We start from the raw sequence: 24,051 nt of genomic DNA, 5'->3' as shown, positions 1-24,051 counted from the left end.
CGTTGATGAATAAAGCCCCGGATAACCGGCCGGATAAAAGGTCGTTGTGATGCCACCCGCCATTTTGTACCTTGCCGCGCTCTCATGATCGGTCGCCCCAAATTCGTTCTCGCCTCCGGCTCGCCGCGCCGGCTCGCTCTGGTCAACCAGGCCGGAATCGAGCCCGATGCGCTGAAGCCTGCCGATATCGACGAGACCCCCAAGCGGGGCGAACTGCCGCGCGCCTATGCGAACCGGCTCGCCCATGCGAAAGCCTTCGCGGCGCTGGAAGCCGTCAAGCTCGACGACGAGTTGCGCGGCGCCTACATCCTCGCCGCCGATACGGTGGTCGCGGTCGGCCGCCGCATCCTGCCGAAGGCCGAGTTGCTCGACGAAGCCGCGCAGTGCCTGCGGCTCCTGTCCGGCCGCAACCATCGCGTCTACACCGCGATCTGCCTCGTCACGCCGAAGGAGTCCTATCGCCAGCGGCTGGTCGAAAGCCGCGTGCGCTTCAAGCGGCTGGGGAAGGACGACATCGAAGCTTATCTCGCCTCCGGCGAGTGGCGCGGCAAGGCCGGCGGTTATGCCGCGCAGGGCATCGCCGGCACCTTCATGGTCAAGCTGGTCGGCTCCTACTCGAACGTGGTCGGCCTGCCGCTTTACGAGACGATGGCCCTGCTCGAAGGCGAAGGTTTCCCAATCCGCTTCGGCTGGCTCAACGCCGTCTGAGGCGTTCGCGCGTGAGTGCCGTGTCATGAATGTCGCCGTGTGGCTCGAACGGGCCGGCAAGGGGTTCGGCGATCGTCCCGCGGTCGGCGAGGGCACGCGGGTCGTGCTCGACTACGCGGCGCTGGCGCAGCGGGCCGCGCGGCTCGCCGGCGCGCTGTGCAACGATCTCGGCCTCAAGCCCGGCGACCGCGTCGCCGTCGTCGCCAAGAATTCCCCCGATTACGTCACTCTGCTGCACGCGATCTGGCATGCGGGCCTGGCCGCCGTGCCGGCCAACGCAAAGCTGCATGGCGCCGAGCTTGGCTACATTCTCGAACATTCCGGCGCGCGGGTGTGTTTCGCTTCGGCGGGACTCGATGACGCCATTTCGCCGCATGCGCCGAAATCGCTGGAGCGCCTGATCCGCATCGGCGGCAAGGACCATGGCGCCTTGCTCAAGGCCGATGCCGTGGCGGTGACGCAATGTGACGCCGACGCGCTGGCCTGGCTGTTCTACACTTCCGGCACCACCGGCAAGCCAAAGGGCGCGATGCTGACGCACCGCTCGCTGAAGGAAGCGACCTATGCCTATGCGGCCGACGTCGATCCGGTCGCGCCGGGCGACGCCATCCTGCATGCGGCGCCGATGAGCCACGGCTCGGGTCTCTACATCATGGCGCATGTCGCGCTCGGCGGCGTCAACGTCGTGCCGGAGTCGGGCTCGTTCGAGCCTGAGGAAATCTTCGGCCTGTTCCATCACTGGAACAACGCCTCGATGTTCGCCGCGCCGACCATGATCAAGCGGCTGGTCGACAGCGACGCGGACTGCGATCCCTCGCGCGTCCGCACACTGATCTGGGGCGGCGCGCCGATGTATGTCGAGGACGCCTTGAAGGCGCTCGACCGCTTCGGCCCGCGCCTCGCGCAGATTTACGGCCAGGGCGAAAGCCCGATGACGATCACTACGCTGCCGAAAGCCGACATCGCGCGGCGCGATCATCCGCGCTGGCGCGAGCGGCTCGGCTCTGTCGGCCGCGCCTATTCTTGCGTCGATGTCATCGTGGCAGACAGCGAAGGCCGGCCGCTGCCGCCGGGCGAGGCCGGTGAAATCCTGGTGCGCGGCGACGTGCTGATGGCCGGCTACTGGAACAACCCTGACGCCACCGCCGCCTCGCTGAAAGACGGCTGGCTGTGGACCGGCGACGTCGGCAGTTTCGACGACGACGGCTATCTCACGCTGAAGGACCGTTCCAAGGACGTCATCATTTCCGGCGGCAGCAACATCTATCCGCGCGAGGTGGAGGAGGTGCTGCTCGAGCATGGCGGTGTGCGCGAGGTGTCGGTGATCGGGCGGCCGGACGGCGAATGGGGCGAAGTGGTGGTCGCCTATGTGGTCGGCGAGGCTGCGCCCGGCGAACTCGATGCGCTGTGCCTGTCGAAGATCGCGCGCTTCAAGCGGCCGAAGGACTATGTGTTCATCGACGCGCTGCCGAAGAACAATTACGGCAAGATTCTCAAGACCGAGCTGCGCCAGCGCGACGCGGGCCGCGCGGAGGGCGGCCGATGATCGCGCCCGCCACCGGCGCCTGCCCGATCTGCGGCAAGCCGACCGACCCCGCGACCAAGCCGTTCTGCTCGCGGCGCTGCGCCGACATCGACCTGCACCGCTGGCTCACCGGTGTCTATTCGGTTCCCGCCACTGAGGACGACGACGAGGATGGCGATGCGCCTGATCCTCCGAAGGAGCGGGAGTAGGGGCATGATCCCGAAAAGTGGGAACCGGTTTTCGGATAGGATCATGCTCAACGAATAAAATTGTCGCCGAAGCCCTTGGGCGGGCGGCAAAATCCGCCGGAAAGGCTTTCTGGACAGCGCCTTGGCGAGCCTCTATAAACCGCGGCGCTCTTCCCGTTCCGTGGCCTGCCTGCGGGACCCGGCGCCCAGGTAGCTCAGTTGGTAGAGCATGCGATTGAAAATCGCAGTGTCGGTGGTTCGATTCCGCCCCTGGGCACCATTACCCTTCCTCACCGCTTTCCAAGCCTCCTCATACTTGCTCATTTTGCGAGTCGTTTCAGGCGCTTACGCCGAAGGCGATGCTCCGAGATGAGCAACTACAGCACGGGCAAGCGAGGGTAGGGGGCGGGTATAATTATGGGTAGCGCTCTTTGAAAAAAAGGCGGTACCCGCATGGTTCTCACAGTGTTCCAGGTGTCGAAGGCCGTGCCGAGAGACAAGCCTTTCAAGCTTGCTGACGGCCACGGACTGCACCTTCTCGTAAATCCGAACGGCTCGAAGCTCTGGCGTTTCCGTTATCGCTTTGCCGGTAAGGAACAGATGCTTTCGTTCGGCTCGTTCCCGGAAGTCTCGCTCGCTGACGCCCGCGCCAAGCGGGACGAAGCGAGAAAGCAGCTCGCGGCTGGAATCAATCCTGTCGTGCAGCGAAAAGAAGAACGTGTGGCGGCTGAGGTCGCCGCGCGTAATACGTTCGGCGCCGTTGCCGAAGATTATCTCCGAAAGCTAGGCGAAGAGGGCAAGGCGGCATCGACGCTCGATAAGAACCGGTGGCTGCTTTGCGACCTTGCCGCGCCGCTTCCCGCGCAGCATTCACGATGACACAGCAGATAGTGCTGCGTACCATAGCGAACTGGCGCAGCCTCCTTCCGGAGTGGAGCATCGCCGCAAAGTAGCTGAAGCAAGACAGCGATTGACGAAGAACCAGGCTCGTTGAGAATATGCAGCTTAGGCGTGGGGGTACCAATGAGGCTGCTAATTGTTTTTGCCGTCTTCTGGCTCATTTCTGTTCCGGCTAGTGCCGTCGACTACCGGTGGACCGTCGGCTTTGCTCAAGGCACGACAGAAGCAATCATTCGAAATAAGGATGGGGCTAGTCTGAATATCTATTGTCCGGCGGGTCAGATTGATACGACGCCTGGCATGTTTCTTACTTCCGACAAGGTGCGTCCCAGACCGCAGGAGCAGATTATCGTCCAAATCGTCATCGACGATGAGAACCATTCGTTTTCGCTTCGCGAGGCGCATTTCAAGGCGAGCGGTCGTGCAGGGCTGAATGCGCTTTACTCATTGGTAGAGGCAATTGTCAAAAGCCGGTCCAAATCCTTCGTGGTTGAATATCCGAAGTTTGGAAGCTCGGAACGATTCTCGCTCTTAGGCGCCAAGAAAGCGCTAGAGTCGGCAGGTGAATTTCTTCGTGGGTGTTCGGACTGAAAAGATCAGCACATAGTGCTTTATTTTTTATCGGCACATTCCACAACACACTCTTCTGTATTCAAGTCGTTGCCAGTCACGCAAGTCTCGTGCCGAATCGTTTTGTAGTAGGTCGTCTTGAATGGGACACCTACCGCAAACTTGCAGCTCTTATCGATGCCGCCCGTCACGGCTCCACGCTCTCGCCGACATTCAACAAGCTTGCCTTGGGCTCCTAGAGCTTCAACGTCGATAATCACCACTTGCCTGAGCTTTCCACCATAGGAGCTGTATTGCCAGATAACTCCTGACCACTCGCTGCTCAAAGCGCCAGGAGCGCAGATAATCTTGTAAGTAGCTTCGGCGGGTGCATGAACGAACAAAAAGAAAATCACACCAAGCAATACACGCATTATCCCCTCCAAGCCCAATAGACCTTGCACGCAATGATATACTCATTACGTGACCTCCATCTACGACTTCGTAAAGGAGCAGCGCGATAGCTACCGTAGCGAGACCATCACCATCGCTGACGGCTACCCTTTCCGTCGTGCCTCAACTTCGCTCCCATCCGGAGCTTTCACACGAAGCGTATTCAGCCCTTGCATGAGTAAATCGGTTATGGTGTTCGGATTGAGGTCTGCAGCATCGCCGGTTGGGGCGTAGGCAAATAGATTCCGCGACAGCTCTTTCACAAGCTCGGGCGGCAGTTCTTTGTTATTGTCCTGAGCATCGCGTACGGCCTCCAAGAGCCAAGCTGTTCGGCCAATGTCTAAAATTCGTGCTCGGTTCCGAAACTCTTCATCTGCATGCTGCCGCGCCCAGTCCGATGACCACCGAATGAATGCGACAATGAAGGTGATGAAGGCCGCAAGCGGGAAAATGGACTTGAATGCTAGCAAAAACCACTGCCACCATTCTAACGTCGCTGCCGACGTATTGATGACGTTCATACTCTCGCGACTGAACCAGATTGTGAGGCCGCCCGTAAAAATGGCGGCCATAATGTACGCCGCAATTACCACGCGTCGTTTCGACTGGGTTTTTTTGGTTAGGCTCCAATCTTCCAGCCAGCCTTTGATCTGAGCTATCTGGTTCTGTTGCTCGCTCCGAGCGACATACCGAGCTTCTTTGGTATTGAAACGTTTCTCACGGTCTTCGATTTCCTTTTCACGAGCGGCTACTCGTTCGCTTTCGGCCAGCTGCTTTTGATTTAATTGTTCTTGCAGGGTGTCATAGTGCTTTTTTAGTTCTGCCTCGCGATTCTCGGTGCGCGCCTTTGACGCCGCTTCCATTTCTAAAGATTTGCGAGTGAATTCAGAAAGAATTGTTCGCTGTGTTTCTTGCAGACCATGAATGATAGCTGCCTGCGCTTCGCGATAGCGCCCCCATTCTGTGTCTGCTGTCCCGGAAATGGTGCCATCGAGTTCTACTGCGTCGAGGTGCTTGCGCGCCGAGGCAATTAGACGTACGCCAATCGCAGGTCGTTCTGGTTCTTGGATGTTTGAGAACCAGTTTCCATCGTGAGCGACTTGAACCTCATCCGTGGGCCCAGCTTTACGATTGATCACCAAGCCATTGTGGTTATTTGGGCCGCGTAGATACAAATGCGGCATAATTTGACTCTCCAAAGAGAGCACATCTTCGACGAGCGCGTTGGGCTTATCGTTAAGTCTGACATCGACTCCCGCGGGGCCTTCCGCAGTCCTCACCACAATGTGGGATTCCGGTTGAGGTAATTCGGCTTTGATCGCTTGGATCGCTGCGAGTAAAGACCTGTCGGTCTGTTTTGGTATCTGAAAACTTGGCATCGGATGCTCACGGCAGGTTGCAATAACCGGAACCTACCGCTGGCAGTATTATGTTGACTACCGTTCTTCTTTCGTTCTCCACTATATCCCCATGGGAGTTGAAACCCTCGGAGAAGCCTATTCATTCGGCTGGCGCGTCACCGTCCGGTGCGCCTGGGGAAAGCGTGAGGCTATGAAGACGAGGCGGGAGTGCACCTACGGTGCCGAGCTCGACCTGCAGACCCTAGTCTGGACGCGGGGCGCCGCCTATCCACTCGCCCGCTTGGAGAGCCGCTTGAAGTGTCCGCGGTGCGGGTCGCGGCGGGTGCGACTGGCGTTCATCGTGCCGCGGGAATCAAACCGAGTGCAAAATCACGGGTGAGGGTACGAATGTGGGTACGGCAAAAGTCGCAGGTTGGAATCCTCGCTCAGTAAGCGTACTTCTTGCGTCGGTGCGGAGCCGCCCCTGGCACCATTTCTCCTCTCCGCAAACCGAAATAGCGGCCCCGCTTCGTGGGGCCTGCAACCCGGTTGGACGCGCCCCATGCGTTGAGCGGGAGCAAACCCGCGTCGGTTGAGACGTAGCGCGAAATCACGTCCGCTGTGCCGGCCGGTGCATGGCGAGCGGGATTCGTCAAAGCAGCTTGGGAGGGGCGGTCTTTATGCCGCCTTGATATCCCCGGGCGCTAATCCGCATCGCTTCCTTATCGCTGCAGGCTTAGTTCAGAGGTCGCTCCGGAACTCGGGAGGAGTGACCATGCTCGATTTCGTTTTGCTCGCCGGCGGCCTTGGCTTCTTCGCGCTGTCGATCGGCTACGCCGTCGCCTGCGATCGCCTGTGAAAGGGATCGCGCCATGACCCACGCAATGAGCCTCGATGACTGGTTCGCCGGCGCCGTGATGGCCGGGCTGCTGATCTATCTCACCTATGCGCTGCTGCGGCCCGAGCGTTTCTGAGAGGCTGACATGACTGTGAATGGCTGGCTTCAGATCGGCGTGTACCTGATCGTTCTCACCGCGCTCGTCGTGCCGCTGGGCCGCTATATGGCGCGCGTCTTCGAGGGCAAGCCTACGGTTCTCTCGCCGGTTCTGCGGCCGCTCGAAACGACGCTTTACCGGCTATCGGGCGTCGATGAAGCGCGCGAGCAAGGCTGGCTTGCCTATACGGTCGCCATGCTTCTGTTCAACGCCGCCGGCTTCCTTGCGGTGTACGCGCTGCTGCGGCTCCAGGCTTTCCTGCCGCTCAATCCCACGGACCAATCCGCCGTTCCGGCCGACCTGTCGTTCAACACGGCCGTCACCCACACCTTCGGCCGCATGGTCGGCAAGCCGCGGCAGGGCTGGGCGCTCTATGCAGCGATGCTCGCGATCCTCGTCGGCAGTCTGGCCGCGACCTATTGGGCGGAAGGCGCGGGCAATGTCCACTTCGCCGCGCTCGGCATCGATCCCGCCAATATGGAAGGCAAGGAGGTTCGCTTCGGCATCGCCAATTCGAGCCTGTGGGCGGTGGCGACCACCGCGGCCTCCAACGGTTCGGTCAACGCCATGCACGACAGTTTCACGCCGCTAGGCGGGCTCGTCCCGGTGCTGCTGATGCAGCTCGGCGAGATCGTGTTCGGCGGCGTCGGCTCGGGTCTCTACGGCATGTTCCTGTTCGTTATCGTCACCGTGTTCGTCGCCGGGCTGATGGTCGGCCGCACGCCGGAATATCTCGGCAAGAAGATCGAGGCCAAGGAGGTGAAGATGGCGATGCTCGCCGTGCTTTGCCTGCCGCTGGCGATCCTCGGCTTCACCGCGGCTGCGGTGCTGATCCCGTCGGCCGTCGCCTCGACCGCCAATGCCGGCCCGCATGGTTTCTCGGAAATTCTCTACGCCTATACGTCGCAGACCGCCAACAACGGTTCGGCCTTCGCCGGACTTACGGGCAACACGCTCTGGTACAACACGACCGGCGGTTTCGCGATGCTGATCGGCCGCTACTTCGTCATCGTTCCGGCGATGGCGATTGCCGGCTCGCTGGCCGCCAAGAAATCGGTTGCCGCCTCGGCGGGCACATTCCCCACCGACAGCGGCCTGTTCGTCGGCCTGCTGGTCGGCGTGATCCTCATTGTTGGCGGCCTCACGTTTTTCCCCGCTCTCGCGCTCGGTCCGATTGTCGAGCACATCGCCATGATGAAGCAGGCGATGTTCTGAGCCGGCTGCCCATTCGGAGTGATTGACATGGAATCCTCGAAGCTGCGCAAGCGGATGCCGGTTTCTTCCTTGCTTGACGCCTCCATCATTGCTCCGGCAATCGGTCAGGCGCTGCTCAAGCTCGATCCGCGCAAGCTTGCCGCGAACCCCGTGATGTTCGTGCTGGAGATCGTCACGGTACTGACGACCGTCCTGCTCGCGCGCGGCCTTTTGCAGGGCAGCGAGAGCATCGGCTTTGAAATCCAGATCGTGGTCTGGCTCTGGTTCACGCTGTTGTTTGCGAATTTCGCGGAAGCGGTCGCCGAGGGACGCGGCAAGGCGCAGGCCGACACGCTGCGCAAGACCCGCACCGAGACGCGGGCCAAGCGCGTTCTGATGCCGGACAATTACGAGGTCTATCAGGGCGTCTCGGCCGAAGACCTGAGGGCGGGCGATATCGTTGTTTGCGAGGCCGGCGACATTATTCCCGGCGACGGCGAGGTGATCGAGGGCATCGCCTCGGTCAACGAGGCGGCGGTGACCGGCGAATCCGCTCCGGTCATCCGCGAGTCCGGCGGCGACCGTTCGGCCGTGACCGGCGGAACGACGGTCATTTCCGACCGCATCGTGGTGCGCATCACCGCCTCGGCCGGCTCATCGTTTCTCGACCGGATGATCAGGCTGGTCGAGGGTGCGGAGCGGCAGAAGACGCCGAACGAGATCGCGCTGACCATCCTGCTGGTCGGCCTGACCATTATCTTTGTGTTCGCAACCGTCACGATTCCGAGCTTTGCCGCCTATGCCGGCGGTTCGATTTCGATCGTCGTGCTGGTCGCGCTGTTCGTGACGCTGATTCCGACGACGATCGGCGCGCTGCTGTCGGCAATCGGCATCGCCGGCATGGACCGGCTCGTGCGCTTCAACGTTCTGGCGATGTCGGGCCGGGCCGTGGAGGCCGCCGGCGATGTCGACACGCTCCTGCTCGACAAGACCGGCACGATCACCTTCGGCAACCGGCTTGCCACGGAAATCATCCCGGTGTCGGGCGTGTCCGAACGTGAAGCTGCGGGGATTGCCTTGCTCGCCAGCGAGGCCGACGAAACCGCGGAGGGGCGCTCGATCGTCGCGTTGATGCAGGAAAAATACGGCGCGGCGCGCGCGCCGGCCGCCGGTGGGGCCAGCTTTATCGTGTTCTCCGCGACGACCCGGCTTTCCGGTGTCGATGTTGGCGGCCGAAAGCTTCGCAAGGGAGCGGTCGATTCCATTCTCAAATTTGCCGGCGAGCAATCGGGACGCGCGATGACCGAACCCGCGGGCTTCCGCGCCGCGGTGGATCGGATCGCGCGCGCCGGAGGCACGCCGCTCGGTCTTGCGGACGGCGGCCGGATTCTGGGCGTCATTCATCTGAAGGACGTCGTGAAGCCGGACGTGAAGGACCGCTTTGCCGAGCTGCGGCGCATGGGGATCAAGACGGTCATGATTACCGGCGACAACCCGGTCACCGCCGCCGCGATCGCGTCGGAAGCCGGAGTCGACGATTTCATCGCGGAAGCCACGCCCGAGGACAAGCTGCGCTATATCCGCAGCGAGCAGGCGGAAGGAAGGCTGATCGCCATGTGCGGCGACGGCACCAACGACGCGCCGGCGCTGGCTCAAGCCGATGTCGGCGTCGCGATGCAGAGCGGAACGCAGGCGGCCCGCGAGGCCGGCAACATGGTCGACCTCGATTCGGACCCGACCAAGCTCATTGAAGTCGTGGGGATCGGAAAACAGCTGCTGATGACGCGCGGCGCGCTCACGACCTTCTCGATCGCGAACGATGTTGCCAAGTATTTCGCGATCATCCCGGCGATGTTCGTGGCGTTCTACCCGCAGCTTCAGGTGTTGAATGTGATGGGCCTGTCGACCCCGCAGAGCGCGATTCTGTCGGCCATCATCTTCAACGCTCTCATCATTATCGCGCTCATCCCGCTGGCGTTGAAGGGCGTGACGTACCGGCCGGTGGGCGCGGCGGCTCTGCTGCGCCGGAATCTGCTGATCTACGGGCTCGGCGGTCTCGCGCTGCCGTTCATCGGGATCAAGGCGATCGATCTCGCGGTCACCGCGCTGCATCTGGCTTGAGGAGAACGGCGATGCTCAGGGAATTGCGTCCGGCGATCGTCATGCTGATCGTCTTCACGGCACTGACGGGCCTTCTTTACCCGCTGACGGTCACCGGTATCGCCGACGTGGTCTTCCCGCGGCAGGCGCGCGGCAGCCTGATCGAAAGAGACGGCAAGGTCGTCGGTTCGGCGCTTATTGGCCAGCAGTTCGGCGGCGACAAATATTTCCACGGCCGCCCCTCGGCCACGGTCGCGCCCGATCCGAAAGATCCCGCCAGGACGGTCGAGGCGCCCTACAACGCCTCCGGCTCCGGCGGCTCGAATCTTGGGCCGACGAGCAAGGCGCTCATCGAGCGCGTCAAGGCGGAGGTCACGCGGCTCAAGGCGGAGAACCCGCAAGCCCGTGTTCCAACCGACCTTGTGACGGCGTCCGGCAGCGGACTCGATCCCGACATTTCGCCCGAGGCCGCCCTGTTTCAGGCGCCGCGAATCGCCAGGACGCGCGGACTCACCGAACGGGACGTGCGGGCGCTCATCGAACGCCAGACGAAGAACCGGACCTTCGAATTGCTCGGCGAGCCGCGCGTTAATGTGCTTGAACTCAATCTCGCGCTCGACAGGCTCCGGTTGTAAAATGTGCCGGGAAGAGAAACCGCATGGCCGGCGACAAGACGCAACGAGCCTCGCCTGATGCGCTGCTCGCCCTGGCCGGCAAGGAAGGCCGGGGACACCTGAAGATTTTTTTGGGCGCCGCGCCCGGTGTCGGCAAGACCTACGCCATGCTCGCGGCGGCCCACGCGGAGCGCAATGGCGGCCGCGACGTTGTTGCCGGGCTGATCGAAACGCACGGGCGCCCCGAAACCGAGGCCTTGTGCCGCCATCTGGAAACACTGCCGCGCAAGCCCGTCCCGTACCGCAATCAGATGTTGCATGAGTTCGACATCGACGGGGCGCTCGCGCGGCGGCCCGATCTCTTGCTGGTCGACGAATATGCGCACACCAATGCACCCGGCAGCCGCCATCCGAAACGCTGGCAGGACGTCGATGAACTGCTCGAAGCCGGCATCAATGTCTGGACGACGCTCAACATCCAGCATCTCGAAAGCCTGAACGATGTCGTTCAGAAGATCAGCAAGGTGCGGGTGCGCGAGACCGTTCCCGATACTGTGTTCGACAAGGCGGACGAAGTCGTGCTGGTCGACTTTCCGCCCGACGAGCTGCTGAAACGTCTTGCCGAGGGCAAGGTCTATGTGCAGGACACGGCCGCGCGGGCGGTCGATAATTTTTTCAAGCCGCAGAACCTGACCGCGCTGCGCGAACTCGCGCTGCGGCGGGCCGCCGCGCGCGTCGATGCCGCGCTGATCGAGCGCATGCAGGCGCAGGCGATCGAAGGCCCGTGGGCGGCCGGTGAACGCATTCTGGCCTGCGTCGGACCCGACCCCGGTTCGCCCGCGGTTGTCCGCGCCGCAAAGCGCCTTGCCGACCGGATGGATGCGCCGTGGATGGCGGTGACCGTGGAACGGCCGGGCACCGTGTTCCCGGAGGATGCTCGCCGGAATATCGACGATGCAATCAAGCTTGCGCAGAGCCTGGGCGCCGAGACGCAACTGCTGACCGGAACCGATCTCCCGGACACATTGTTGCGATTTGCACGGTTCGAGAACGTTACCCAGATCGTCATCGGCCGGTCCCGGAACGGAATGTTCAGCGGGCTTCTGCGGCGATCTCTGCCGCATGAGCTGGTCCGCCGCGCTGAAGGGATTGCAATTCACCTGCTGACCGGCGAGGCGGAGGCCGCGCCGCCACGGCGGGCGCGGCGTGCCGTGTCGAAGATTTCCTTTGCACCGGTGCCGTTTCTGTTTGCCTCTCTGGCGGTTGCCGTCGCGCTTGGGCTCGGCAAGTCGCTCACCGCGCTGACACCGCTACCCAATCTGTCGATGGTCTTCCTGATGGCGGTTCTCGTGACCGCCGTGAGCTACGGGATATGGCCGGCGATTTACGCCTCGGTGCTGTCGTTCTTCGTCTACAATTTCTTTTTCATCTCCCCCCTCTACACCCTGACGATCGCGGAGCCCTACGAGTTGCTCGCGTTGGTCATATTCCTCGGCGTCGGCGTCGTGACGTCGGCGCTCGCGGGGCGCGTCCGCCAGCAGGCGGAAATTGCCGCGGCCCGCATGCGGGCGATGCGCCGGCTCTACGAATTCACCCGCCGTCTGTCCGCGCTGGCATCGCTCGATGCCGTGGCGGAGGCGGCCGCGAGCGAAATTCATGTCAGTCTCGGCAAGCCGGTGATCGTTCTCCTGACGCAGAATGACGAGCTTTCGATCGCCGCCGCCTGGCCGCCGGAAGACGCGCTCGATACCGCCTCCATGACGGCCGCCAGATGGGCCTACAGCCACGGTGAGCCCGCCGGCGCCGAGACGGCGACGCTGCCGACCGTTCCCTGGTACTTCATCCCGCTCCGCATCGTCGACAAGACCCTGGGGGTCATCGGCCTCGCTGTGCACGCGGACGCCGCGCCGCTCGACTCCGAAGCCCGCGCCTTGTTCGAGACGCTGTCCGAACAGACCGCGGCCGCGATCGATCGCGCGTCGTTGTCGGCGGAAATGGTCAACGCCAGGACCGCCACCGAAACCGAGCGCGTGCGAAACACACTGCTCGCCTCGATTTCCCACGACTTCCGCACCCCGCTTTCGTCGATCCTCGGCGCGGCGACGAGCCTGCTCGACTACGGCGACAAGATCGACGGCGCCGCGCGCAAGGATCTGCTGATGCAGATCAAGCAGGAGACTGAAGGTCTCGATGAAATGGTTCGCAACCTGCTGGCGATCACGAGAATCGACGCCGGCGCGCTTGAAATCAGGCGCGACTGGATCGACCTCCGTGAGATTGTCGACCGCATCGTGAGCGCGGCGCGCCGGCGGGCCGCCCGCCAGACTATCGAGATGACATTTCCGGCCGATTTGCCGCTCGTCCGTGCCGACGCCACGCTTGTCGAGCAGGCGATCGGCAACGTCGTCGCCAATGCGCTGTCGCACACGCCGCCCGAGACGCATATCCTGATCGACAGCAAAGTCACCGAGGAGACGGTGGTGGTTCGCGTCACCGACGACGGGCCGGGCATCCCGGCGGATCGGCTCGATCGCATCTTCGAACGATTTGCGAAGGGCGTCGATATGCGTTCTCAGGCGGATGGCGGCCAGGGCATCGGCCTCGGCCTCAGTATCGCCAGGGGCATCATGGATGCTCATGGCGGCTCGATCGAAGCTGAAAGCCCTGCGGCCCGGTCGCGCGGCACGCGCTTTTCCCTTGTTTTCCCGCGCGAGAGAGAAACGCGATGACGGCGAAGCCGAACGTTCTCGTCATCGACGACGAGATGGCCATCCTTCGATTTTTGAAACCCGCGCTGGAAGCGAACAATTATGCAATGTCGAGCGCCGGCACCGTGGCGGACGGCATCCGGCGGATTGCTTCCGAAAGTCCCGACATCGTCCTGCTCGATCTGGGGCTGCCGGACGGCGACGGCAAAGACGTCTTGCGGAAGGCGCGAGAGTGGTCCGATGTGCCGATCATCGTGCTCTCGGCGCGCGAACGCGAGAACGAGAAGATCGAGGCGCTCGATCTCGGGGCCGACGACTACGTCAATAAACCGTTCAATATCGGGGAACTGCTCGCGCGAATGCGGACTGCGCTGCGGCATCGTATGCAGCGCAAGGCCGAAGTGCCGGTACTGCATGTCGGCGATCTCGAGATCGACTCTCCCCGTCACCGCATCAGCCGCGCCGGCGTCGATCTCAAGCTCACGCCGAAGGAATTCGAACTCATTTCATTCCTGGCAAGACATCCGGGGCGCGTGCTGACTCACAGGCAGATTCTGACGGCGGTCTGGGGACCGGCGCATACCGAGGACACGCAGTATCTACGCGTGTATGTCGGGCAGTTGCGGCAGAAGATCGAGGCCCAGCCGAGCGATCCGACGATCATTCTGACCGAACCGGGAATTGGCTACAGGATTGCTGAAAATTGAACGGCCGATGCGCACCGCGTGACGCCCGCGCGGGATTGCCGCGCTGCCGGGCTGGCAGTATAGCTCCCAAAAGATTGTAGCTGCTCGCGGTCCGCAGGCTCTCGGCCTGCAAATGGCCGCAGCGCAATTTGAGATGGAGCATCCTGCATGGCGCGATCGGCGGTCATCGGTGTCATGGGCGCCGGCGAGGGCGCGCGCCCGCAGGACGTGAAAACGGCGTTCGAACTCGGCCGGTCCGTCGCACGGGAAGGTTGGGTGCTGCTGAGCGGCGGGCGCAATGCCGGCGTGATGGACGCGGTCAGCAAAGGCGCCAAAGCGGAAGGCGGATTGACGATCGGGATCGTGCCCGAAGCGAACAAGAATACCCTGTCCGACGCGGTGGACGTCGGCATCGTCACCGGCATGGGCAGCGCGCGGAACAACATCAATGTGCTTTCCAGTGACGTGGTTGTCGCCTGCGGGTTCGGCGGCAGCGGGACTGCCTCGGAAATCGCATTGGCGCTGAAGTCGGGGAAATCGGTGATCCTGCTAAACAACCGCGCGGAAAGCCGCGAATTCTTCGCGACCTTGGGCGGCTCGCTGGTTCACGCCGCCGAAACCGTCGAGGATGCCGTCGCGGCAATCCGCCGGCTTTTGAACGCCGCCTGAGGGCGCGCCCTTCCGGCGCCACGGTCGGGTGAGGCATGGATTGTGGTGCGGTGCCGCAATCGCGCCGCCGTCGGTTGACCGGGCACGGCAAAGGGCTTGCCGGCCTTTGATGGCCACACCGGCTGCCGGTAGGATCGCTGCTGAAATCCGGGCGGTTGCGCCTCTCGTGTGGGCGCGGTGCTTCTCCGGCAGTCAGCCGCTGCCGCCAAAAGACGCTTGACCGCTTTTGGATTGTCTATATTTTTAGATACTCGTCGACGGGCCGACGTAACATCAGAAATCGGGCCACTGGGACAGGTGTGGAGGAGTCGAACATGCGAAATAGCTTTGATAGGCGAACACTTTTGAAAACCGCCGGCGCGGCTGCGCTGCTGTCGGGGTCGGGCATGGCATTCGCCGCGGATGCCAAAATCGCGAAAATTGGACACCTTGAGGCGGCGACGCAGCCGCGTCATCAGGGGCTGGAGAAGGTCAGCGCGCTGGTGACGGAGCGCACCAAGAAGTCCGTCGAGTTCAAGCTGTTCCCGGCATCGCAGCTCGGAAACGCGCGTCAGATGATCGAGGGCACGCAGTTCGGTTCGCTGGAATGCACGGTGATGCCGGCGGCCTTCCTGGGCGGCTTCAATCCGGTCATCTCGGTTCTCGACATTCCGTTCCTGCTGCCGAAGGACCGCACTGCGGCGAACGCGCTTCGCGACGGTCCGTTCGGGCAGTATCTGCTGGACAGCTTCAAGACCAGGGGATTCGCCGCCGTCGGACTCTGGGCCAACGGCCGCAAGAGCATGACGTCGCGCAAGCCGCTTGCGTCGCCGAAGGACTTCCAGGGGCAGAAATTCCGCGTCATGGATTCCAAGATCCTGATCGAGCAGTTCACCGGCGTCGGTGCGTCGGCTGTCGCGCTGCCGTTCGGCGAGCTCTATACCGCCCTGCAGACCGGCGTGGTCGACGGCGAGGAGAACCCGCTCGACACGATCGCGACCATGAAGTTCTACGAAGTGCAGAAATACCTGGTGCACTCCGAACACGGCGCCATGGAGGACTTCATCCTCTTCAATCCGGCGTGGTGGAACGGGCTGGCGGCCGATCAGCGGACGACGATCAGCACCACCTTCAAGGAAGTTCGTCCCTATGTGGAAGACCTGAAGGAAAAGGCGCAAACGGTCGCGCTCGACAAGATCCGCAAGGGTGGAGTCGAGGTGCGCGAGCTGAGCGACGCGGAGCGCGCCGAATGGCGGAAGCTGATGTATCCGCCCGCGGTCAAAGCCTATGTCGAGCGCGCCGGCGCCGAGGGCAAGAAGGCGATCGAGATTTACGAGGCGGAAGCCAAGAAACTCGGATTGCCCGCCTGATCGACCCATGATGCAATTGGACGCCGGGGAGGGCTCAAGCCCTCTCCGGCTTTCATGAGCGCGAGCGGCAGCGATGCAATGGATCCTTGACGCCCTCAGAGCCGTGGAGCGCCGCGCGATCGCGCTCTGCATGATCGTGATGAGCGGTCTTTATTTCGTGAACGTTCTCGTGCGCGAGCTTTTCCCGACGTTTGCCGCGCATGTCGTCTGGATCGAAGAAGCCGCGCTCTTCATCCTCGGCTGGATGGTTTTCGTCGGCCTCGGCCTTACCTTGGAGCGTGGGCGTCATATCGCCATGGTTGCGGTGCTGGGCGCGGTGCGGCCGCAGCTGCGCAGGCTGATGCTTTACGCGATCAATGTTCTCGGTCTGCTGTTTTCGCTCTATGTCGCGTTCATCGGCTACGAACTGACGCTGTTTGTGTTGCGGTCGGGACAGGTCAGCCCGACGCTGAACATCTCGGTCGCCTTCCTCTATGGGTCGGTTCCCGTCGGATTTTTGTTGCTGGCGTTTCGGTACTTCCTCGAACTCATCGGCGTGACGGATCGCACTACCGTCACGCCCGAAGTCGCGTCTCACTAGGCCGGCGCCGCGGGGCATTCGCATGATCATCGTCATCTGCATTCTGGCGGTGCTGTTGCTGATCGGCGGCTTCGAAATGTTTCTCGTGATGGGCATCCCGACCCTGATCACGAAGTTCTACTACCAGCCTTATCTGCCGAACCTCGTTGTCGCGCAGAAGATCATGGCGGGGATCAACGTTTCGACGCTGCTGGCGATTCCGTTTTTCATCTTTGCCGCGGATATCATGGCGCGCGGCACCATCGCCGGCCGCCTGATGAACATCATCTATCTGGGCCTCCGCCATCGCCGGGGCGGCATCGCCTATTCGACGGTCGCGTCCTGCATGGCGTTCGGTTCGGTTTGCGGCTCGGCGCCGGCGACGGTTGCCGCGGTCGGCCGTTTTCTGTTTCCGCAACTGTTGAAGAGCGGTTTTACCGAGCGCTTCGGCACCGCGCTGATTGCGTCGAGCGCGGAATGCGCCCTGCTGATCCCGCCGAGCATCACGCTCATCATCTACGCCTGGCTGACCGGAACCTCGGTCGCGGCGCTGTTTGCCGGCGGACTTGTCGTCGGCATCGTGCTTGGTCTCGCCTTCATGGTTCTGGTCTTCTGGCAAACCCACAGGGACGGCATCGCCGCGGAGCCGAAGGCGACGGGCGGCGAGCGGTTGGAAGCCTGGAAGCGCGGCGCTCCCGCTCTCGGCCTCCCGGTCATCGTGCTGGGCGGAATTTACAGCGGCATCTTCACGGCGACCGAGGCGGCGGCGGTCAGCGTCGGCTACGCGATCTTCATCGAAGGCGTCGTTTATCGGAGCCTCGGATTCCGCGACATCATGGATATCGCGGAATCGAGCGCGATCACGACGATTGCGGTGTTCATCCTGCTGTCGATGGGGTCGCTGCTGTCCTACTTCATCACGCTCGCTCAGCTGCCGCAGTTCCTGACGAACTTTCTCACGCATCACCAGATTTCGTGGATCGAATTCCTGCTGATCGTGAACGTCGTCCTGCTGATCGCAGGCATGTTCATCGATCCGAATTCGATTCTGCTGGTGCTGGTGCCGACGCTGTTCCCGATCGCGACCGCTCTGGGCATCGACCCGGTTCATTTCGGGCTGGTCGTGTGCCTGAACATCTGCATCGGGATGATCACGCCGCCGTTCGGTCTCGACCTGTTCGTCGCGTCGTCCACGCTCAATCGGCCGATCACGGTGATCGTGAGAGGCATCTGGCCGTTTATCGTCACCAACATCATCGTGCTGCTGATCATCAGCTACACGCCGGCGATATCGGTCTTCCTGCCGAAGGTGCTCGGCTTCTAGCGCTCGTTTCGTTAAACCGGGGCTTTGGCCAAAAGCTGTTCCAGCAGCTTTGCGCCGCTGTCGCCGTGCTTGGCGTGCTCCCATTGCTCGATGATGATGTTCTTGAACAGCCGCACCGCTTCCGGGGCCGCGGTCACGATTGCGATGCCGGCCGAGACGTTGGGGTGGTCGCCGAGCCGATACGGACTCATCGTGACGAACGTGCTGTCGCTCTTCTCGTAGACCTGGAAGGTCTGTTCCGGCGCGAAGGTCTCGACGATTCCGATCTGGGTGCCGATCGGCGGCTTGCGGAAGATCGTCACCAGGCGCTCCACTTCGCTTCTCGCCCACGCCCGGCGTGTCTTCACGACATTCGGCTTGAGGTCATAGCGGCCGACCAGTCCGGCATGCAGAAAGCGCTCGATCGACGCCCGGTTGAGAATGCTGACGACCGGCGTTTTCTTGGCGAGGGCGGTTTGCCGGCGCTCCTTCAGCACCGCGAGCAGCCGGTCGACATAGTCTGCGAAGGCCTTCTGTCCCGGGCCGCTGATGTCGGTCGACTCGATCAGCATCGTCCGCAGGTGGTCCATGTATTCGTTGGACAGCAGCAGGAACGAGATCGGGCTGAAATTGCCGAGAATCTGGACGACATTCTCCTCGAGCTGCCGCATACGCTCGAAGAACGAAATGGCGTTGCCGTAATATTCGACGCCGACCCCCATCAACGAAGGAAGCGAGACGTCGAGCAGGGCGGCAAGTTTCTCGAGCGTTTCGATTTTGACGAGTTCGCCCTTTTCGAGCCGGTAAAGCGCGGCGCGTGACACGCCGATCTGGTCGGCGACGTCGCTGGCCTTGAAATTCTTTCCCAGCCGATACGCCCTGAGCCTGTTGCCGATTTCTTCCCACTGCCCGGCCATCCGCACCCTCTTGTGAGATAGTCTCAAAAATGATACAGCATCAAAGGACATCCCAGCTAACTGCCGGAAATATTGGACGTTATCAGATTCTCAGTTTCTTTGAAGGCGGAAATGACCCAGTCCCAGGCCCGCGTCGAAACCGACACCTTTGGTCCTCGCCAGATTCCCTCCGCCGCGTTCTACGGATCGCAGACCGACCGCGCGCGGGAGAACTTCGACATTTCCGGGCGGACGCTGCGGGAATGGCCGGTCCTGATCGCATCCTTCGGATATGTGAAGGAGGCGTGCGCCCATGCCAATTTTTCCTGCGGCAAGCTTGCAGAAGGAAAATACATCGCGATCAAGGCGGCCTGCGAAGCAATTCGGCTGGGCCGCTACGACGGCGAGTTTGTCGTCGATGTTTTTCAGGGCGGCGCCGGAACCTCGACCAACATGAATGTGAACGAGGTGATCGCGAACGTCGCGCTCGACATTCTTGGGCTGCCGCGGGGGCGATACGACGTCATCCATCCGATCGATCACGTCAACATGTCGCAATCGACCAACGACTCTTACCCGACCGCTGCGCGTCTGGCCGTCTATGCGCTGGATCGCGAATTGACCGCGGCGCTGCGGAGCCTCGTCGCGTCCTTTCAGGTCAAGGCCGAACAGTTCAGCGCGATCCCGAAACTCGGGCGGACCCAGTTGCAGGACGCCGTCCCCATGACGCTGGGGCAGGAGTTTTCCGCCTTCGCCACCACGCTGAACGAGGATCTCAACAAGCTCTCCGTGATCAGCCGGAACTTTGCTGAGGTCGGACTGGGCGGCACCGCGATCGGCACCGGCCTCAATGCGCCGGAAGGTTATTCGGACGCCGCGATCGCGTATCTCAGCGAGATTACCGCGATCCCGTTTTCCCGCTCGGAGAACCTGATCGAGGCGACCTGGGATATGGGCGCCTTCGTGCTTTATTCAGGGATGCTCAAGCGCACCGCGTCAAAACTCTCGAAAATATCGAACGATCTGCGCCTGCTGGCGAGCGGGCCGACCGGCGGTTTCGGCGAGATAAGGCTGCCGGCGCGCCAGCCCGGCTCGTCGATCATGCCGTCCAAGGTCAATCCCGTCATTCCGGAAGTGGTCAACCAGGTCGCGTTCCATGTCATCGGCAACGATGTCGCGATCACCATCGCGGCCGAGGCGGGGCAACTTCAGCTCAATGCGATGATGCCTGTCATCGTTCTGAAGACATTCGAGTCGGTGCGCTATCTGACGCGCGCTATCGTCGCCCTCGAAACGCTCTGCGTGCGCGGCATCGAAGCCGATGCCGCCGCCTGCGCGCGTCCGCTGACAACCGGCGTCGCGAAGGCGACGGCGCTTGTTCCTCAGATCGGATACGAGGCCGCGGCGCGTGTGGCGAAGCTCATCGATGCGGGGCAGACCCTGGAGGCGGCGTTGCAGGCGGCGATGCCGAAAAGCCAGCCCGAAAACAGCGGCGCGCCAGCCGTCGACTAGACGGCGAGGCGCACCGTCAGGCGAACTGGTCTTGTTGCTTAGCCCAGTTCGGACTTTGCGATGTCGTCGAGCAGGCTGAGCCGGCTCTCGGCCGACAGGGTTTCGTAGCGTGCCGCTTTTTCGGAAAGGGTCGTCAGGCGCTTGTGCGCTTCGTCGGTGACGTCGAGCGTCAGCGGGGAGTCGTCATAGGCATCGATGAAGCGGCCGACCAGGGCGGCCAGGAGCGAATAGAGGGCGAAATCCCGGCCGCTCTTGGCGCCCAGTTCCAGGACCTTCTGCTGAAATGTTTTGTAGGTCCGCAGCCCCTTGTGCTGCGATTTCAGCCAGTCAGCCAATTGTTCCACGGTCCCAGCTCCATCTGCGAACGGCATGTTCGGAAAAAGAAACAACCAGTATATCGGCCGGGACCGCTTAAAAAAAGAGAAAAAACCCGCCGGAAGGCGATTTTGGCCCGATATTGCCAATTCCGTAGGCTTGTCTGCGGGCTTGAAACCGTCTCAAAATTTAGATTTAATCAGGAAAATGATGCTTCAAGGGGGCGGCCTCGCCGTCGTCTGGGGCGCAATGGAGTTGCGATGACACTGTCCGTGAATCTTGCCGGTCCCGTGGCAACGCAGGTCGAAACGGGCGGTGCGCCGAAACAGCCGGCGCGCCGGGAGCGTGACGTCTTCGAGATCAACGCGCCGGTCGTCAGCAACCGCCAGGTCAACGCCGACTATTATCATCTGGTGGTCGAGGCCGGCGAATGCGCCGCCTACGCGAAGGCCGGCCAGTTCTTCAACATTGCGTGCCCGGTGACGGTCGCGGATCAGCCCTATCTGCGGCGGCCGATGAGCATCTACCGCATGGTGCCGTCGCAGGGGCATCTCGAATTTCTCTACAAGGTCACCGGCGCCGGCACGCGTGGTCTTGCGACGCTGCAGCCGCGCGAGAAGGTCGCGATGCTCGGGCCGCTTGGCAACGGTTTCTGGCTTGAGCCGTCCTGGAAGAACGTGGTCGTGCTGGGCCGCGGCGTCGGTCTCGCAACGCTGGCACCGCTCGCCGAGATGGCCGCCGCCCGCGGCGTCAACGTCACGGCCATCCTCAGCGCGCGCTCGCGCGCGCTGGTGATGTCCGTCGAGCGGTTCGTTGACGCGGGCGCGCAGGTCGACATCGTCACCGACGACGACGAGAGCAGCGATCCTCTGAATGTGGAGCGGCTGCTGCTCGGCCTCATCGAGCACCGCAAGGCCGACGCTTTCTTCACCTGCGGGTCCAATCGCCTGATGCTGCTGATGAAGAATTTGGCGGCGAAGTTTCACGTTCCGGGGCAGGTCGCGCTGGAGCAGCAAATGGCCTGCGGGCTCGGCATGTGCTTCTGCTGCGTTCGCGAATTTCAGAACGGCGATGTGCAGGAGCAGCGCAGGGTTTGCCTGGAAGGGCCGGTGTTCCGGCTTGAAGAGGCGCTGTCATGGTAGATCTTCGCGTCAAGATCGGTTCGATGACTTTGAAAAATCCGATCATGCCGGCATCCGGCACGTTTTCGGAAAGCCTGGCCCGTCTGTTCTCGTTCGATCATCTCGGAGCCGTCGTCACCAAGACCATCACCGCGGAGCTGCGCGGCGGCAATCCGGTGCCGCGCGTCGCGGAAGTCGGGCAGGGCATGCTCAATTCGATCGGCATCCCCAGCAAGGGCGTGTCGTATTTTCTCGATCACACCATCGACGAATATGCACGGTTCAGCGCGCCGCTGGTCGTCAGCGTTTCGGCGCCGACCGCGGAGCAGTTCGCCGATATCGTGCGGATGCTGGATCACCCGGCCATCGCCGCGATCGAGGCCAATATCTCCTGCCCGAATCTCGAAGAGGACGGGAAGGCCTTTGCGATGCGGGCGTCCTCGACCGCCACCGTGGTCGGCCTCATGAAGAAGGCCACCGCCCGGCCGCTCTGGGTCAAGCTCACGCCCAACACCGCCGATATCGGCTCGGTCGCGCGGGCCGCGGAGGACAGCGGCGCCGATGCGCTGGTGGTCGCCAATACGATCCTCGCGATGGCGATCGATCCCGAAACCTTCAAGCCGCGTCTGGGAAACATTCTGGGCGGCTATTCGGGCCCGGCGGTCAAACCGATCATCGTGCGTATGGTCTATCAATGCGCGCAGGCGGTGGACATTCCGATCATCGGCTGCGGCGGTATCGCGAACGCCAATGACGTCGTCGAATACATGCTGGCCGGCGCCGCCGCCGTCCAGGTCGGCACGACGACATTCGTGAAGCCGGCGGCGATGCTCGATATCCTCGACGACCTGACGGCGTTCTGCGAGCGCAAGGGCATTACCCGGGTCGCCGGCCTGACCGGCGCCGTCAGGGATCAGGACATGCATGTCGACGACATGGAGGCGCTGCCGTGAATGCGCCGCTTGCCGTTCCCGACGTGGCCGAGATCGCGGATATGCGCGCGCTCGCCGCGCGGCTGTTCGACGAATTGGCATCCGGTTCGGAATCGGGGAAGGGTATCACCCGCGAATGTTTCGCCGATGGTGAGAACAGGGCGCTGGCGCTGATCCGCGACACCGCCGTCGAATTCGGTCTCAGGCACCATACCGACCGGGCCGGCAATCTCGTCGTCGCCCTGTCCGACGACGACCTGACAAAGCCGGCGCTTGTTCTGGGTTCGCATATCGACTCGGTGCCCGAGGGCGGCAATTTCGACGGCGCGGCGGGCATTATCGCCGGATTGCTGTGCCTCATTCGCCTTGCGAAAGGCAAAGTGAAGACACCGCAGCCGGTTCGGCTTCTCGCCATGCGGGGCGAGGAGAGCGCCTATTACGGCCGGGCCAATATCGGCTCGCGTGCGCTGTTCGGTCTGTTGACGCCGTCCGACCTCAACGCAAAGCGCCGCGGCACCGGCCGGACGCTGCGGGAGGCGCTGGCGGGCGTCGATGCCGATGTCGCGGCGATCGAGCGCGGCGAACGCCTGTTGCCGCTGTCCTTCGCGTCTCATTATCTCGAACTCCATATCGAGCAGGGGCCTGTGATGGTGGCCCGCGATCTTTCGACCGCGGTCGTCACCGGCATCCGCGGCAATCTGCGCCACCGCCGCGTCACCTGCCGCGGCGAAGCCGGCCATTCCGGCACCGTGCCGCGCTGGCTCCGCAAGGACGCGCTGTTCGCGGTCGCCGATCTGCTGATGCGCCTCGACGAACACTGGAACCGGCTGCTCGAGCGCGGACTGGATCTCGTGGTCACGACGGGTGTCTGCAATACCGATCCTGAGCTGCAGGCGCTCAGCCGGATTCCGGACGAGGTCTATTTCAGCTTCGAGGTTCGCAGTCAGAGCTTCGAGACGCTGGAAGGCTTCTATGAGCTGTTCCGGTCGGAATGCCGTGCGGTGTCGCAGTTGCGGGGCGTGACCTTCGAATTCGACGAGCGGGTCTATTCCGAGCCGGCCAAGATGGACGATGCCATCGTCGGCCGGTTGTCGGCGGCGTCGCAGCGGCTGGGGTACCCCGCCGAACTGATCCCGAGCGGCGCCGGACACGATGCCGCCGTGTTCTCCAACGCGGGTGTTCCTTCGGGAATGATCTTTGTCAGAAACCGCAACGGGTCGCATAATCCCAACGAAGACATGACCATCGACGATTTCCTTCGCGGCGTCGAGCTGATGTATTCGTTCGTAACAGGCGGGACATAGAATTTTGGACGTCCTTGAGATCCGCAAGCCCGACGACTGGCACGTTCACTTCCGCGACGGCGAGGTTCTGAAGGCGGTCGTCAACTACACGGCCTCGTGCTTCGGCCGCGCCATCGTGATGCCGAACCTGG

At 62.5% G+C, this 24,051-nt stretch carries 23 protein-coding genes and 1 tRNA gene; 20 read left to right on the top strand and 4 right to left on the bottom strand.

Annotated features, from left to right (window positions below; translation table 11 throughout):
• The first annotated feature begins 84 nt into the window (after positions 1-84).
• From AB7F10_RS09555 to AB7F10_RS09530, 6 genes are all read left to right on the top strand, one after another.
• Positions 85-708: a Maf-like protein gene (locus AB7F10_RS09555; RefSeq protein WP_428560114.1), complete on the top strand. Its 624-nt coding sequence runs from the start codon at positions 85-87 to the stop codon at positions 706-708.
• Positions 709-733: 25 nt separating this feature from the next.
• Positions 734-2,254 (top strand): AMP-binding protein, encoded by a 1,521-nt coding sequence (locus tag AB7F10_RS09550; protein ID WP_428560112.1) that lies wholly within the window; start codon positions 734-736, stop codon positions 2,252-2,254.
• The gene (locus AB7F10_RS09545; protein ID WP_428560110.1) at positions 2,251-2,442 is read left to right on the top strand and encodes a DNA gyrase inhibitor YacG; all 192 of its coding nucleotides are present in this window, start codon (positions 2,251-2,253) and stop codon (positions 2,440-2,442) included. The genes AB7F10_RS09550 and AB7F10_RS09545 overlap by 4 nt, the downstream gene beginning before the upstream one ends.
• A gap of 183 nt (positions 2,443-2,625) precedes the next feature.
• A tRNA-Phe gene (locus AB7F10_RS09540) sits at positions 2,626-2,701 on the top strand.
• Positions 2,702-2,874: 173 nt separating this feature from the next.
• Entirely contained in the window at positions 2,875-3,300 is a 426-nt protein-coding gene (locus AB7F10_RS09535) for an Arm DNA-binding domain-containing protein (protein ID WP_428560108.1), read from the top strand.
• A gap of 144 nt (positions 3,301-3,444) precedes the next feature.
• Positions 3,445-3,912: a hypothetical protein gene (locus AB7F10_RS09530; RefSeq protein ID WP_428560106.1), complete on the top strand. Its 468-nt coding sequence runs from the start codon at positions 3,445-3,447 to the stop codon at positions 3,910-3,912.
• Between the two features lie 20 nt (positions 3,913-3,932).
• Here AB7F10_RS09530 and AB7F10_RS09525 read toward each other — a convergent pair whose 3' ends face one another.
• Entirely contained in the window at positions 3,933-4,304 is a 372-nt protein-coding gene (locus tag AB7F10_RS09525) for a hypothetical protein (RefSeq protein ID WP_428560104.1), read from the bottom strand.
• A 123-nt stretch (positions 4,305-4,427) separates the two neighbouring features.
• Positions 4,428-5,702, bottom strand: a complete 1,275-nt coding sequence (locus tag AB7F10_RS09520; protein WP_428560102.1) for a hypothetical protein — start codon at positions 5,700-5,702, stop codon at positions 4,428-4,430.
• Between the two features lie 833 nt (positions 5,703-6,535).
• Here AB7F10_RS09520 and kdpF point away from each other — a divergent pair.
• The 10 genes from kdpF to AB7F10_RS09470 all read left to right on the top strand — a co-directional run bounded on the left by kdpF (position 6,536) and on the right by AB7F10_RS09470 (position 17,861).
• Positions 6,536-6,637, top strand: coding sequence for a K(+)-transporting ATPase subunit F (gene kdpF / locus AB7F10_RS09515; protein WP_428560099.1), 102 nt, complete (start codon positions 6,536-6,538; stop codon positions 6,635-6,637).
• Between the two features lie 9 nt (positions 6,638-6,646).
• Positions 6,647-7,873: a potassium-transporting ATPase subunit KdpA gene (gene kdpA / locus AB7F10_RS09510; protein WP_428560096.1), complete on the top strand. Its 1,227-nt coding sequence runs from the start codon at positions 6,647-6,649 to the stop codon at positions 7,871-7,873.
• A gap of 27 nt (positions 7,874-7,900) precedes the next feature.
• Positions 7,901-9,973 (top strand): potassium-transporting ATPase subunit KdpB, encoded by a 2,073-nt coding sequence (gene kdpB, locus AB7F10_RS09505; protein ID WP_428560093.1) that lies wholly within the window; start codon positions 7,901-7,903, stop codon positions 9,971-9,973.
• Between the two features lie 11 nt (positions 9,974-9,984).
• A complete protein-coding gene (locus tag AB7F10_RS09500; protein WP_428560091.1) occupies positions 9,985-10,587 on the top strand; it encodes a K(+)-transporting ATPase subunit C in 603 nt (200 codons plus the stop codon).
• Between the two features lie 23 nt (positions 10,588-10,610).
• The gene (locus AB7F10_RS09495; RefSeq protein ID WP_428560089.1) at positions 10,611-13,295 is read left to right on the top strand and encodes a DUF4118 domain-containing protein; all 2,685 of its coding nucleotides are present in this window, start codon (positions 10,611-10,613) and stop codon (positions 13,293-13,295) included.
• On the top strand, positions 13,292-13,981 hold the full coding sequence (locus AB7F10_RS09490) for a response regulator (RefSeq protein ID WP_428560086.1): 690 nt from the start codon (positions 13,292-13,294) through the stop codon (positions 13,979-13,981). Before AB7F10_RS09495 ends, AB7F10_RS09490 begins: the two co-directional genes overlap by 4 nt.
• 147 nt (positions 13,982-14,128) lie before the next feature.
• A complete protein-coding gene (locus tag AB7F10_RS09485) occupies positions 14,129-14,629 on the top strand; it encodes a hypothetical protein (protein WP_428560084.1) in 501 nt (166 codons plus the stop codon).
• 386 nt (positions 14,630-15,015) lie between these two features.
• Positions 15,016-15,978, top strand: coding sequence for a TRAP transporter substrate-binding protein (locus AB7F10_RS09480; protein WP_428560081.1), 963 nt, complete (start codon positions 15,016-15,018; stop codon positions 15,976-15,978).
• A gap of 73 nt (positions 15,979-16,051) precedes the next feature.
• Positions 16,052-16,558: a TRAP transporter small permease gene (locus AB7F10_RS09475; protein ID WP_428560079.1), complete on the top strand. Its 507-nt coding sequence runs from the start codon at positions 16,052-16,054 to the stop codon at positions 16,556-16,558.
• A gap of 22 nt (positions 16,559-16,580) precedes the next feature.
• Positions 16,581-17,861 (top strand): TRAP transporter large permease, encoded by a 1,281-nt coding sequence (locus tag AB7F10_RS09470; RefSeq protein WP_428560077.1) that lies wholly within the window; start codon positions 16,581-16,583, stop codon positions 17,859-17,861.
• Between the two features lie 11 nt (positions 17,862-17,872).
• Here AB7F10_RS09470 and AB7F10_RS09465 read toward each other — a convergent pair whose 3' ends face one another.
• Positions 17,873-18,757, bottom strand: a complete 885-nt coding sequence (locus AB7F10_RS09465; RefSeq protein ID WP_428560075.1) for a helix-turn-helix domain-containing protein — start codon at positions 18,755-18,757, stop codon at positions 17,873-17,875.
• Positions 18,758-18,868: 111 nt separating this feature from the next.
• Here AB7F10_RS09465 and AB7F10_RS09460 point away from each other — a divergent pair, with 111 nt between their 5' ends.
• Positions 18,869-20,248 (top strand): aspartate ammonia-lyase, encoded by a 1,380-nt coding sequence (locus AB7F10_RS09460; protein WP_428560073.1) that lies wholly within the window; start codon positions 18,869-18,871, stop codon positions 20,246-20,248.
• 38 nt (positions 20,249-20,286) lie between these two features.
• Here AB7F10_RS09460 and AB7F10_RS09455 read toward each other — a convergent pair whose 3' ends face one another.
• Positions 20,287-20,583, bottom strand: coding sequence for a hypothetical protein (locus tag AB7F10_RS09455; protein WP_428560070.1), 297 nt, complete (start codon positions 20,581-20,583; stop codon positions 20,287-20,289).
• A 240-nt stretch (positions 20,584-20,823) separates the two neighbouring features.
• On the opposite strand from AB7F10_RS09455, the gene AB7F10_RS09450 reads away from it, so the two are divergent.
• From AB7F10_RS09450 to AB7F10_RS09440, 3 genes are read left to right on the top strand one after another with little or no spacing between them, the layout of a single operon-like run.
• Entirely contained in the window at positions 20,824-21,705 is an 882-nt protein-coding gene (locus tag AB7F10_RS09450; protein ID WP_428560067.1) for a dihydroorotate dehydrogenase electron transfer subunit, read from the top strand.
• On the top strand, positions 21,699-22,637 hold the full coding sequence (locus tag AB7F10_RS09445) for a dihydroorotate dehydrogenase (RefSeq protein WP_428560064.1): 939 nt from the start codon (positions 21,699-21,701) through the stop codon (positions 22,635-22,637). The genes AB7F10_RS09450 and AB7F10_RS09445 overlap by 7 nt, the downstream gene beginning before the upstream one ends.
• Positions 22,634-23,920 carry a Zn-dependent hydrolase gene (locus AB7F10_RS09440; RefSeq protein WP_428560062.1) on the top strand — a complete coding sequence of 429 codons (1,287 nt, stop codon included), beginning with the start codon at positions 22,634-22,636 and terminating at the stop codon, positions 23,918-23,920. The genes AB7F10_RS09445 and AB7F10_RS09440 overlap by 4 nt, the downstream gene beginning before the upstream one ends.
• Positions 23,921-24,051 lie beyond the last annotated feature (131 nt).

Source organism: Pseudolabrys sp. (assembly GCF_050250095.1).
Taxonomy (GTDB): Bacteria; Pseudomonadota; Alphaproteobacteria; order Rhizobiales; family Xanthobacteraceae; genus Pseudolabrys.
Note: the sequence above shows the minus strand (reverse complement) of the source record. Positions and strands in the feature narration are given on the sequence as shown.